Origin of the sequence: Runella sp. (assembly GCF_965279615.1) — a bacterium.
GTDB lineage: Bacteria > Bacteroidota > Bacteroidia > Cytophagales > Spirosomataceae > Runella.
Genome location: NZ_OZ257252.1, coordinates 2,090,457 through 2,102,694 on the forward strand (window position 1 = coordinate 2,090,457; position 12,238 = coordinate 2,102,694).

Consider the following 12,238-nt stretch of genomic DNA (forward strand, 5'->3'; position numbering starts at 1 on the left):
GCGGCGTCTCTACATTTTTTTTAATTGGGCCAGTGTTTCATCTACACGCCTTTGGAATAATCGCACATAGTCCGGTACGGTATCACGACTATCAAACGCAGTCGGCATTTGCCAACGATACACTTTTCCTTTCGACTTCAGTTCAATGACATAATCCTGTCCATCCACGATCACCTTCGAAGTTCCGAATTGTTTGTTGTCAAATTGTAATAATTCAGGCGGCAACTGCGCCAATAAGTCTTTTGCCAACGCCAATTTTGTATCAGGTAATTTAGCCAAAGTGGCCTTTGAAAAGTCAGTAGGGTTTTGTGGATTTGTATTTTCAAAAAAGACATTATTTCCCAATTTATAAGCTACATTACAGGGTGTCGGGCAAAAACCGCCAACGGTTCCGAACTGAAAATAATCGTCCGAATTTGTCAACAAACCATCCGTTTGAACCTCTTCGGATTGAGTACAACCTAAGCAGATAACCAGAAAAAACAGGAGTAGTCGAGGCATAGCGTAAAATACTGAAATTTAATGCTTTCTTTTGTAATAGAACAATTAAGTAAATATACTATACTTTCTTTCAATTATTCTATTTACAGACGACACATGAAGCGGACGGCGGGTACCTTATTCGAGGTAATTTTATTGTTCATTATTCATTTGAGTGCTCATAGCCAATCGCAGGATCAATCTTTTACTGCCTGGTTTGCGCAGGCCCGCAGTACTCAACAGGTTCAGAAATCATCTCCTTTAACATTATCTCCCAAGAGTGCCCAAACCAAGCTTACCGTCAATGGCAAAAACCTGACGGACCAAGGTGTTTTCTATACCATTAACGCAGCCACTCTTACCGATCTAACCGTTAACCCACGCTCACAATTAGACTTATCGCTCCCGCAACCCGATGGCAGTCAGGTAGAACTCGAATTGATTCGGGTAGCACTCACTACCTCTGATTTCAAAATCAGCACCGACAGGCAGACAAGGCTTCTTTTGAAAATGGGTGTACACTATCGTGGCATTGTAAAAGGCAGTAAAAAGTCTTTAGTTTCCATCAGTTTATTTCCCAATGAAATGATTGGGGTGATCAGTGAAGGCAAGCGTAATCGGGTACTGGGGAAGATGAAAGGCGAGGATTTGCATGTTCTTTACAATGAAGATCTTATAAGCTCGCAATTGAATTTCCAATGTCCGGAGCCTACCGGTCCGGCAGCGGCTTTTGGAACGTTGCATACAAAAGCGTTGGCAACCCCGGCAGAAACAGAATGTAAAGTGGTTCGGATTTACTTCGAAGTAGACTATCAAATGTATACCGAACTGGGTGCCAACGCCACGGCTGCTGCGAATTTTGTGTTGGGAATGTTCAATCAGGTGGCCACTTTATATCGCAATGATAATATTTACGTTCAAATCTCAGAGATTAAAATCTGGACCTCCCCCGACCCTTATGTTTTGTATAACGGTTTTGATGATACATGGAATAATTTTCGGGATCATCTAAATGGAAATTTTAACGGAGACGTTGCACATTTACTGTCGACGAAAAGCCTCACAGGTGGCGGAAAAGGCGGACGCAGCCAGTTCGGCTCCGTTACCGATACTTGCACCATTGCAGGAATTAACTCAACGCTGTGTGATAAATCGCAGTCAGTATCTTTTAGCTTTATCTACTCCACATACCAAAATTACCCAACTTACAACTGGACTGTCTATGTTGTAACTCATGAAATAGGTCATAACTTGGGTTCTCCACATACCAACAATTGCCGTTGGCCGGGTGGTCCTATTGACAATTGTAACCGACCGGAAGGAATCGACTTCTGTCCGACTTGTGTGGCAGGGCCGACTCCGCCAACGAACGGCGGTACGATCATGAGTTATTGTCACAAGGAATTTCAACCGGGCATCAGCTTTACCAATGGTTTTGGGCCATTGCCTGCTGATAAAATTCGAACCGAAATTCAGGAGGCCTCTTCCTGTTTGTTGACCGGCTCCGGAGCGCCAACATTTCTGACATCTACCAACATTACTTCTACTTCGGCAAGACTTACGTGGATACCAGGTGTGTGTTGCGGGAACTTCACGGTCGAATATCGCGTGGGCACAAGCGGCAGTTTCACGGTCGCAGATACGACTACTGCGTTGTTTTACTCGCTGTCCGGTTTGCTTCCCGCTACGGTCTGCCAATGGCGCGTCAGATCTAATTGCTCCGCCGACTATTCAGCCATTGCGACTTTTACAACACCGGTAACATCCTGTCTTCCAATGTATACTTCCACGGACTGCACCAATGGTTCGGGCATCAGCAGTTTTGTCTTGAATCAGCAAAAGTTAAGTTTTCAATCCGATTGCGGCGTTGGTAACTACAGCGTTTTTCAGAAGGTTGTTCCACTACTAAAAAAGGGAGATTCGTATGCTTTTTCAGTTGTGCCATTAGCCTCCACCACCATTCAGGGAGCGCACATTTGGATAGACAGCAATAAGAACGGTACGTTCGAAAACGGCGAATTGGTTGCTTCTTATTCGCCAATGACCGGCAACCTGTCCGGAAATCTCACCGTTCCGATGAATGCAACCTCAGGCACCTCTTACCTTCGAGTACGAACGTTTGTTACTTCTCAAACGCCCGGAGCCTGTGACCTGTACATTACTGCGGGTGAAACCGAAGATTATTTGATCAACCTCGTCGCCGATACTACTCATACGGCGGTATCTCTTCCTGCTACGCCGACACTTTGTGTAGGGCAAACTCTCAGTATTCCTTTCGGGGCGACGGGTTCATTTGCCGGCGGCACCATTTTTACCGTTCAACTCTCCAATGCAAACGGCAGTTTTGCCGCTCCGACAACCATTGGTACGCTCGCCGGTACAACGTCCGGCAGCATCACCGCCACCATTCCGGTGCTGCCTGCGGGAAACGGGTATCGAATCAGGGTCATCAGTAATTCTCCAAGCGCGGGTTATCTCGCCAACAACGGCAATGATCTGGTACTGGAAACCTGTGAAGCGGTTGTTACGAATGCTCCTTCCAATTTATCCATCAATTATCACAGCGAACCGGTGCATGCGTCAGCGGCGTTGGATATTCAAACGTCCAACAAAGCGTTTTTGCTTCCGCGCCTGACGGCTAATCAAATAGGTTCCATTTATCAACCCACGGCCGGTTCCATTGTGTTTGACAATACAAATTCCTGCATTCGGGTATATAATGGTACAGATTGGCGCTGTCTGAGCAAAAATTCAGGCTTTACGGGTTCCCCTATAAATCCGACAGCATCTGCTAAAAAAGCCACAAATACACGTACAGCATCGGCGTCTTTTTGTATTCCTTCTAACAACATCGGTTGTGTTGACAATGATGGGATTAACAGTGTTACTATCAACGGAGTGGCGCTGAGTACCGCATCCGGCTGCGGCTCGGCAAACGGCTACAGTTATTATCCAACTCCCATTCTTAGTTTATCCAAAGGACAAACCTACGCGTTTTCCCTTACAACGTTAGGGTTTTCTCAAGGTATAGCTATTTGGCTGGATCTCAACCGGGATACCACATTTAATAATCCTGAGGAACGATTATACCTGACACCATCACCAATAGACGGTACCATCAATGGTTCTATTTTCATTCCGCCAACAGCTTCCTTAGGAGTTATGAGACTTCGTATTCGTACACGTTATAATGAAACTAATTTAAATCCCTGTGAAGCCTATATCTACGGAGAAACGGAAGATTATAATATCACTATTTTGGATTCAGGAATTTATACTTTTACTGACTTAGGCGGCACGTCTGTCATTTGTTTGAATCAATCTATCAATGTGTCTTTTTCAACGGCAGGAACATTCAATAGCGGTAATGTTTTTTCGGCCGAACTCTCCAATGCTTCCGGAAGCTTTGCCTCACCGTTTGTGCTTGGCAGTGTTGAGAGTACAATAGCGACAACCATTGCCGGAACCGTTCCGGCGAATGTACCGATCGGGACGGGCTACCGAATTCGCATTACATCTACCAATCCGGTAGCCACCCAAAGTTATGCCGCCGGTGACACGCTGACCGTTTCTACGTGCATTGGGGTTATTAACCAAAACCAACAGGGATTATCAATCAGTTATGAGGGTAGCGATATACATCCGTCAGCAGCCATGGAATTGAGAGTCAGTAACAAAGCCTTTCTCCTTTCTCGACTTACCACTACACAGATCAACGCACTGCCAAGCGCAGCCACGGGATTGTTGGTTTACAATCTTTCCAATAATTGTCTTCAGGTATATGACGGGAGTCAATGGAAATGTTTACTGACGGAGAGCATTCCTGCGCCCATTGTACGAGCGCCGCAAAATACAGTCTCAGCCGGCGTGGTCAATCAATCGATGGCCAATTTTCGAGGATTGATCTTATCCGAATCCGGCGCGGGCGCGATCAACCCTACAGCCATTGCAGAGGTCAGAGGAGATCGTGGCGTACTGCTTCCGCGCCTTAAAACCCTCCAACGGCAAGCCTTGCCCAATCCAACGGCAGGAATGTTGATCTATAATACAGATGAAGCTACGCTGGAATATTATGATGGAAACAATTGGAGAAAAATCAGCAAATAACCCGTAGGGGCAGGCCCCAAATTTAGATTATTCCAATTCCAATACCGCAGAATATAAGTCAATACCGGGAGCCCAATAATCGCGTTGTTGAGAGAGAAGTTTGAATCCCAGTTTTTCGTAAAACCCGAACGAATGTTGCGACGTTTCCACCAAAATAGATTTGGCTTCTCCCGATGCTTTGATCTGATCAATTCGATATATAGCCAATGCTTTCCCTACGCCCGTACCCTGAAAATCAGGATGTAAAAAAGCCCATGACAATCCTCCCTGATGGGTAGAAGATTGAATCCAATAACCGCCGCCGCCAACGATCTGTCTGTCTACCATCGCCACCACGTAATCATCTCCGAATATATCCAAGTACTCCAAAAAATCACCCAGTTCTTCGGGCGCAAAGTATTTGGGAGTATTCAACATGAAAATTTCTTCCAAATTGGTGCGGTCACTAAGGTCGTAGGTGCGAAACGTTATTTCCATAATTCAAGCATTTACTCTATAAACAAGGCAAAAAAAATGCCAACCTTCTCTATTTTTCCAAACTTTACCGACGAATCGTTACTCAATCTCTACCACAACGTCTTTCGATAAGGGATGAGCCACGCAGGTTAAGATATAACCCGCCTCCAATTCTGACTTTGTCAGTCCGTCTTCTTCGTCGAGCTGCACTTTGCCCGATGTACATTTTCCCATGCAGGCCGTACACATTCCCGCCTGACACGAATACGGGAGGTCAATGTCCAATTCCAATGCCGCTTCTAAAATGGTTTGGTGCGGCTCTACCATAAATTTATATTCACTGCCTTCATAAAGCACCGTTATTTCCTGTGCTTTGAGGCTTCCATCATCTTCGTGTTCAATCACTTCTCCTACCGAATGTACAGTTCCAAAACTTTCTTTATGAATACGCACGTCGCTTACATTCAACAGGGCCAACGCACTTTTTGCTTCTTCCATCATGCCGTCAGGGCCGCACAGGTAATACTCGGCAGCGGTGGGAACAAACTCGTTGATCTCCTCCAGAAGTTTCAAAATATGTGGCCGATTCAACCTTCCCACGTGTCCTCCCCAATCTTGTTTCTGCGGTTGGCTTAGTGTGTATTTCAACACAAATCGCTCACCGAATTGTTGAACCATCTCTGCAAGCCTATCCTTAAATATAATTGAATTTTCGTCACGATTTCCGTAAAGCAACACCACACGACTTTCGGCTTCCACTTTCAGTAAGGACTTAGCAATGGACATCAACGGAGTAATGCCGCTCCCTGCGCCCATCAACACAACTGTACGGGCATTGCGGGCGTCGGGCTCTACCCAAAAATGCCCCATTGGCTCCATTACTTCTACAAAATCATTTTCTTTGACATGATCCATCACCCAATTGGATACCAATCCTCCGGGTACTCTTTTGACCGTTACGGCAGGTGCTGTATCGGTGTGAGGAGAACTGCTCATGGAATACGAACGACGTACTTTTTGCCCGTCAGCCGATACGATCAGGGTTAAAAACTGACCCGGCTTGTACTTTATCATTTCACTCAATGGATGCCAAAAATGAATCGTTACGGCCTCAGTCGTTTCTTTTACAACTTCTTTTACTTTCAGATGATAATACTTCATTACAGTTTTGTCTAAACCGATACAGTTTGGTTAAGCCATCATGCCGCTCCAGCTTTTATTCAATATAAACGCAAAATTACGTGATAGGTTTTCGGGAACTTCATTTCGCAGTAATTATTCCTTCACAATTTCGCGTAGAAAGAATTCTCGCTGCTCCTTAGGCAGCTCATAAATGGCTCGTTTGTCCTTCTCCAACACATAACGGCGATAGGTTTGGAACATTAAGTATGAGATTTTTAGGGCATCTGGCATACCATATCCGTTTTTAATTATATCCTCACAATTCAATAGTTTTTCAACTGTCCAGTTTTTATTTATTTGAAGAACCGATACAATATTGTCTGCAATATCTGCAAGGAGAATTCTATAAGGGGGCTTAGGTTCCGGCATTTCATAGTAATTCAATCCTACTTTAATTGCTTTTTCAGACATTTGGAGAAATTCTTCAAAATCATCCATTATAAAAAAAATACGAGCTAAATTATCCCAAACAGTATATGATTGTGGAAAATATTTTGCTGCTTGAGTATAAATCTCTTTTGCTTTACCATAATTTTCATTGTAGAAAATATAACTGTTTCCTAAATAAAGAAAATACTTTAATGTTTTGAATTCATTTTTTACCACAGTTGATAGCTTTATAACTTCTTCATAGTTTTCATCCATGTAAGCCTCAAAAATTGGCATCAATATCTGATCCGTTTCTAACTCAAAAGCAGTTTTTTTCTCAATAGCCTTTTCCCTCGCCTGATAATCATATAAATAATCCTGTTTCAATTTCTCATTACTTTCCTCTAAATGCAATTTCCAAAAACGTTCTTTTTGGCTCTCCAACTCATTGATATTGTACCAATTGGCCAAAAAATCAATAAACAATGGGGTGATCCCTTCAGTATGTTCACCAATGGCCAAACTAATCCGTAACAGGGGTTCACTGAGGTCGTAGAGTTTGTTTCTGCCGTCGGCAGGATCGGTATAAGCCTCCAACAGATGAGAGCGTTGCAGATCGGAAAGTTGTTTGGAGAGTGATTTTTGGTCAATAAAACAATCCTTGGAGATGTCGGTGCCGTTACGAGGCGTAACGGCCAAGGCCAAATAATGGACAATCTTTTGCTGTTGCGGCGGCAAATAGCGGATATATGTTTCGTAATAAGGTTTGAGGTCGTTGAGGGTCTTCAAAAAAATATCCGAGAGTTTAGCCAACGTATCGGCTTTCAGAAACTCGTAAAAAGTCACTAACAAACGGTGGTTGCCTTTCACCAACTCATGAATGGCGCGTACCTGTCCAATGCCTTTTCCATTTAAGTGGTCAATTACCGCTTGGTTGTGGTCCGTTTGCGCAAGGGTCCGCAACAGTTCGAGGGAGTCTTCATAAGTAAGTCGTTTGAGATAAATAGTGGTAAAAAACTGGTAAAATGGGCGGTCTTCGCGTCCCAAATCAGGACTTAGTGCCTGCGCTGTAGCCATGATGCTAATGCGATTGTGGCGATACAGCCAGGAACGCAGTTTGGCTTGCCCTGTTTTACCCAGCGCCTCCAAAATGGCATCAAAATTTTCTGTTAAAATCAACAAAGGTTTATCAGCCACGTATTCAGCCACGATTTGCTCTGCCAGTTCTTCCTGTCGGACTGAGGGCGTTTCACGGAGGATTGAAAGTTTTTGCTGTAACAATTCCGCCTCTGCGGTGTACCATCGAATAAAATCTTTGATGATGCGGACCAGAAAATCCAAATAACTCGCTACATCATACGCTTCCTCTACAAAATATGCCACCACGATTTTACGGCTTTGCACCAACGGCTGAATACGATGGTATAACACACGCAATGCATGTGTTTTTCCCATGCCCCGATTGCCAATGAGCATGAGTTGGGCATTGATACCGTGTTCGGCAATATCGGTAGCCTGCTGAGTGAGCATATCGACCGTTTTCTGTCGGCCAATCAGCAATTTTTCTAAAATTTCGGGCTTTACGCTCTTCGCTCCAAACGACAAAAACGTACTGATACCTGTTTGAGCTAAGTTTTGTTGAGTTTCCACCATTGCTGTATCAATTTATATTTGAAACGATAAGAACGCGTTTCGTTCTCAATGATTCTTCGTAAATACTGGTCTTTGGTAAGCAATCTAAGTACCTGTTGAATCTCTTTGTCGTCGGCTTGAATGCTATCTTTGATTGTGTCTTCGTTCGTAATTGCTCCTTTTTTTGACAGATAATTTAAAACCTTGAACATAATATCCGCTTGTTTGGGATAGTAGGTGGAGATGCGCGTATCCAATTGTTCAAACGTTGTATCTTGATCAACATTGGTTAAAAGTTCATCAAAAGCCTGATAAACAGTATTCCGGCTGATTTTCGAGTCAAACGAATTTTGTAGTATTGCAAAGAGCTTATTGATATAAAAAGGTAAGTTTTCGGTCAATTGACAAATAGTATTGATAGCTTCCTCTTTACTTTCGGTAAATGTAAACCCCGATAATGCTAAACATTCGCTCAAAAAAACAGCATCGCGGTCGTTCATTGCTTCCAATGAATATTTTGCGGCATCATTGAAAGGCTCAGCAGTATAGCGAAATTCTGTTCGTAAGTGATTGAGAACGACTTCCAACCCTACAGACCCACAAATAACAAATCGGATTCTGCCTTTGTCCTGCAAACTTTGCCGAAGGCTTCTTAGTAAACTTAACAATTCAATGGCATCTTGGGCTTTCCCATTCAAAATCCATTGCCACAGCATGTACGGCATTTCGTCCAAAATCAAGGTGAGACTTTCGCTTTCCTGATGATTTCGGTCAGCTAAATCTTCAATGCAAGCTGATAAAGCCTTCTTCCATTCTGTTTTAAATTCAGGCAGTTTAAATGAAAGTTCAGGTAATTGGGAAAGCTTCACATCTATTTTTTCAGGTTTAAATTTATTGTAAAGCAATCGGCAACGTTCTAATTGTACTTTGAGCCAACCATAATTTTCTTTACTGCGAAGTTTATCTAAAAGATTGTCCGTTAACTCCGTCACATCAACAACCTGCATCAAATCAAAGTGAATGGCTTTGTTCGGGCGATTTTCTTTGACGGTGACATAGGCGAATTTTTGAAGAAAAAGCGTTTTTCCCATCCGCCGTATTTCCGACAATACCACGCTTTGAGATTCGGTTAATGTATACAGATCTTCAATTTCAGTAAGCCTTCCAACCACTTTATCCGGAGGAATCGTCCCTACTGTTGGAGACAACTTATAATGCTTTTGCATTTCCATCTATTTTTATTGAGATACAAACGTACGATATTTTTATTGTACAATAAAAATATCGTACGATAATTATATCGCTTAATAACAACTTCTGTTTTTGGAAGATTTCATACTGAAAGTAACTTCTCAAGCTGAAACTTTTACTTCCTCACATTGGTTTTTAGGGGTAGTAAATGTTGATTTTTATTACTCTGAAATATAAGACACAATGGTCACGGTAACGGATAAAGCAAAAGACAAGATCTTTGAATTGCGCAAAGAAGAAGGCAGACCCGAAGACAGCCACATCCGCGTCGGCGTGGTGGGGGGCGGTTGCTCAGGCTTAATGTATAACCTCGAATTTGACTCTGAAAGACAGCCTACCGATATGGAGTTTGTCGATAAGGGTGTCAAAATCGTAGTAGACAAAAAAAGCATTCTGTATTTGGCAGGCACCGTTTTGGACTTTTCAGACGGACTCAACGGCAAAGGTTTTCAATTCGTAAACCCCAACGCAAGCCGTACCTGCGGTTGCGGAGAGAGTTTTGCCGTATAGCTTTTTCTGATCAAAATATACTTTGTCAACAAAAAAGACGTCGATAAATCGACGTCTTTTTTGTTGTTCAGAAGTGGTCAGTGAGGACACTGACCACGGCGAAAGCATTTTTTTTCATCCTCTACAAATGTTACACTGCTCTGCCGCTTTAATCCCTGCCATTTTATCGAAACCTTCCGTCATCGACGGGCTTTTACTTTTAACTCTTTTCCCTTAACTTACACCAAAAAGATTCGTTTCTATAAACTCATTTCTGAATTTACCTTCGGGATCGTGTTTGGCCATCAGCGCTTTAAACTCAGGCAGTTTTTCGATTCTCGATTGCAGTACCGAAGGTTTCAATGTAAATATTTTCCCCCAATGCGGTCTTGGATTGAAAGGTGCAAGGGCCTCTTCAATGAGCGGCAACAATTGCATTACTTCCTGAATCTCCTGTTTCCACGTAAAATGAAAGGCTACACACGTCTTTTTGTAAAACGGGCTCATGTATAAATCATCGGCGGCAATGGCGCGTACTTCGGTAATGAACAAATGAGGTGATACTTTTTCATTGAGTTTTTCAATCGCCATAAATCCTTCATAGGCGTGTTCAAACGCCACAAAATACTCCGATTGCAATTCTTTACCACTGCTGGGCGTAAAACCCATTTTAAAGTGCGGCATCCGTTCGTACCACGGTCCTTCCACGCCCATTTGGTCGGTGCAGTTCACAGGATCAAGCGCCTCAATCGGGTGGAGATTTTTGGTGGCCAACTTGGCACCAAAATACTCCTGCGCAATGTCTTTCATGTCGTCCGCTTTGCTTTTTATCCAAACTTCGCTGACGTTCTTTTTGGTCCAATCGGTAAATAAGCTCACGCTGTAGCCTCCCGACATGATGGCTTCAAAATTTTTCTCCAACTCGCTCATGGGTAAGTTTTGATAGACCACCTGCTTCATTTTAAAAGTCGGTTGCAGATCAAGCGTCATTTTTGTCACGATACCGATCGCGCCCAATCCTATCATGGCAGTCAGAAACTCTTCGCCGTCTTTTTCGCGTGACAGATTCACTACTTCGCCCTTGCCATTCACCAATTCCATCGCCGAAACTGCCGTGGCCAAACTTCCATTCTTAATTCCTGAACCGTGTGTAGAAGTGGCACACGCACCGGCAACTGAAATATGCGGCAATGAAGCCAAATTCGGCAACGCATATCCATTGTCATCCAAGTACTTACACATTTCTCCGTACTTGATACCTGCCTCTACCGTTACCGTATTTTTTTCTTTATTCAACGAAATGATCTTATTGAATTCTGCCGTTGAGACTTGATTTTCGGTACTGTCCGCAATTTGATTGAAACAGTGTTTGGTACCCAAACCTCTGATTTTTTTGCATTTTTTGATCACCTCCTGAAGTTCCGCGACCGTTTTGGGAACGTGTAGGTTATCGGTACTGTAGGTTAGATTACCGGCCCAATTGGTGCGGGCCTCGGCTTTTTCTTTACACGAAATCAAGTTTGTCAGCATACTGCCGGTTATTAATACAGACGACGTTTTCAGAAAGGTTCTTTTATTCATGGTATAGGTTAAGTTAGTTTAATTCCTGCATGATTATATCCTTATAGGCAACTTCTGCTTTTCCGCCTCCGTGAATCTGTAGTCCGATAATGCCCGTTTGGGGAATGGTTTCGTCCGGTTCGGTATAGTCAACGGTTTGCTGTCCGTTCAAAAAGATACGAATACGGCGATTTTCTGCGCGGACTTCAAAGTCGTTCCAGTCACCGGGTTTCAATATTTTTTTTACCAAAGCAGCTTCCGGGGCGATCAGCGTTTTATTTCTTCTTGATTCGTCATACAAGCTTGCCCAATAATTATCGCCCAAGTCAGCCTGATAACCGGTCATTTCGTATGCAGGATCCGTCAGTCGTTTGCTGCGAAACTGTACGCCTGAGTTGATAAAACCTTCGGTGCCGCTCAATTTGAATTTGACCTTTAAGATGAAGTTTGAGTAGCTGCGTTTGGTACAAAGAAAATCATTGTGAGGCACTTTGGTCACCAATGAACCGCCCACAATCGCTCCGTTTTCAATGCGCCATGTATTTACCGTATCACCCTCCCACCCTTTAAAACTTTTCCCGTCAAAAAGGGCGGCCGTTTTTTGAGAAGGCGTGAGAAAAAAGTTGGTCAGGGTGATCATGCCCGCTGCTGCGTAAATCAAGAGATACTTTGCCATAAGAGATATCCTGTTATTTATATTGGATTAAAGGCA

General features: G+C 43.3%; 9 protein-coding genes. 2 read left to right on the top strand and 7 right to left on the bottom strand.

The window, feature by feature from the left end:
- Positions 1–9 precede the first annotated feature (9 nt).
- Entirely contained in the window at positions 10–501 is a 492-nt protein-coding gene (locus ACQY73_RS09255; RefSeq protein ID WP_428664568.1) for a hypothetical protein, read from the bottom strand.
- Positions 502–597: 96 nt separating this feature from the next.
- Between ACQY73_RS09255 and ACQY73_RS09260 the strand changes: the two genes are divergently transcribed.
- On the top strand, positions 598–4,587 hold the full coding sequence (locus tag ACQY73_RS09260; RefSeq protein WP_428664571.1) for a GEVED domain-containing protein: 3,990 nt from the start codon (positions 598–600) through the stop codon (positions 4,585–4,587).
- 27 nt (positions 4,588–4,614) lie between these two features.
- Here ACQY73_RS09260 and ACQY73_RS09265 read toward each other — a convergent pair whose 3' ends face one another.
- From ACQY73_RS09265 to ACQY73_RS09280, 4 genes are all read right to left on the bottom strand, one after another.
- Positions 4,615–5,064, bottom strand: coding sequence for a GNAT family N-acetyltransferase (locus ACQY73_RS09265; protein ID WP_428664574.1), 450 nt, complete (start codon positions 5,062–5,064; stop codon positions 4,615–4,617).
- 78 nt (positions 5,065–5,142) lie between these two features.
- On the bottom strand, positions 5,143–6,204 hold the full coding sequence (locus ACQY73_RS09270; RefSeq protein ID WP_428664577.1) for a 2Fe-2S iron-sulfur cluster-binding protein: 1,062 nt from the start codon (positions 6,202–6,204) through the stop codon (positions 5,143–5,145).
- Between the two features lie 114 nt (positions 6,205–6,318).
- A complete protein-coding gene (locus tag ACQY73_RS09275) occupies positions 6,319–8,247 on the bottom strand; it encodes a hypothetical protein (RefSeq protein ID WP_428664580.1) in 1,929 nt (642 codons plus the stop codon).
- Entirely contained in the window at positions 8,223–9,452 is a 1,230-nt protein-coding gene (locus ACQY73_RS09280) for a hypothetical protein (protein ID WP_428664582.1), read from the bottom strand. Before ACQY73_RS09280 ends, ACQY73_RS09275 begins: the two co-directional genes overlap by 25 nt.
- A gap of 208 nt (positions 9,453–9,660) precedes the next feature.
- Here ACQY73_RS09280 and ACQY73_RS09285 point away from each other — a divergent pair, with 208 nt between their 5' ends.
- The gene (locus tag ACQY73_RS09285) at positions 9,661–9,987 is read left to right on the top strand and encodes a HesB/IscA family protein (RefSeq protein ID WP_428664585.1); all 327 of its coding nucleotides are present in this window, start codon (positions 9,661–9,663) and stop codon (positions 9,985–9,987) included.
- 213 nt (positions 9,988–10,200) lie between these two features.
- Here the strand turns inward: ACQY73_RS09285 and ACQY73_RS09290 are convergent, their stop codons facing one another.
- Both ACQY73_RS09290 and ACQY73_RS09295 read right to left on the bottom strand, forming a co-directional pair.
- Positions 10,201–11,547, bottom strand: coding sequence for an FAD-binding protein (locus ACQY73_RS09290; protein ID WP_428664588.1), 1,347 nt, complete (start codon positions 11,545–11,547; stop codon positions 10,201–10,203).
- 13 nt (positions 11,548–11,560) lie between these two features.
- Positions 11,561–12,202 (bottom strand): 3-keto-disaccharide hydrolase, encoded by a 642-nt coding sequence (locus ACQY73_RS09295; RefSeq protein ID WP_428664591.1) that lies wholly within the window; start codon positions 12,200–12,202, stop codon positions 11,561–11,563.
- Positions 12,203–12,238 lie beyond the last annotated feature (36 nt).

Bases quoted from the DNA above. Each gene is read 5' to 3' on its own strand.
- ACQY73_RS09255 (WP_428664568.1), bottom strand. From the start codon at position 501: ATGCCTCGACTACTCCTGTTTTTTCTGGTTATCTGCTTAGGTTGTACT.
- ACQY73_RS09260 (WP_428664571.1), top strand. From the start codon at position 598: ATGAAGCGGACGGCGGGTACCTTATTCGAGGTAATTTTATTGTTCATT.
- ACQY73_RS09265 (WP_428664574.1), bottom strand. From the start codon at position 5,064: ATGGAAATAACGTTTCGCACCTACGACCTTAGTGACCGCACCAATTTG.
- ACQY73_RS09270 (WP_428664577.1), bottom strand. From the start codon at position 6,204: ATGAAGTATTATCATCTGAAAGTAAAAGAAGTTGTAAAAGAAACGACT.
- ACQY73_RS09275 (WP_428664580.1), bottom strand. From the start codon at position 8,247: ATGGTGGAAACTCAACAAAACTTAGCTCAAACAGGTATCAGTACGTTT.
- ACQY73_RS09280 (WP_428664582.1), bottom strand. From the start codon at position 9,452: ATGCAAAAGCATTATAAGTTGTCTCCAACAGTAGGGACGATTCCTCCG.
- ACQY73_RS09285 (WP_428664585.1), top strand. From the start codon at position 9,661: ATGGTCACGGTAACGGATAAAGCAAAAGACAAGATCTTTGAATTGCGC.
- ACQY73_RS09290 (WP_428664588.1), bottom strand. From the start codon at position 11,547: ATGAATAAAAGAACCTTTCTGAAAACGTCGTCTGTATTAATAACCGGC.
- ACQY73_RS09295 (WP_428664591.1), bottom strand. From the start codon at position 12,202: ATGGCAAAGTATCTCTTGATTTACGCAGCAGCGGGCATGATCACCCTG.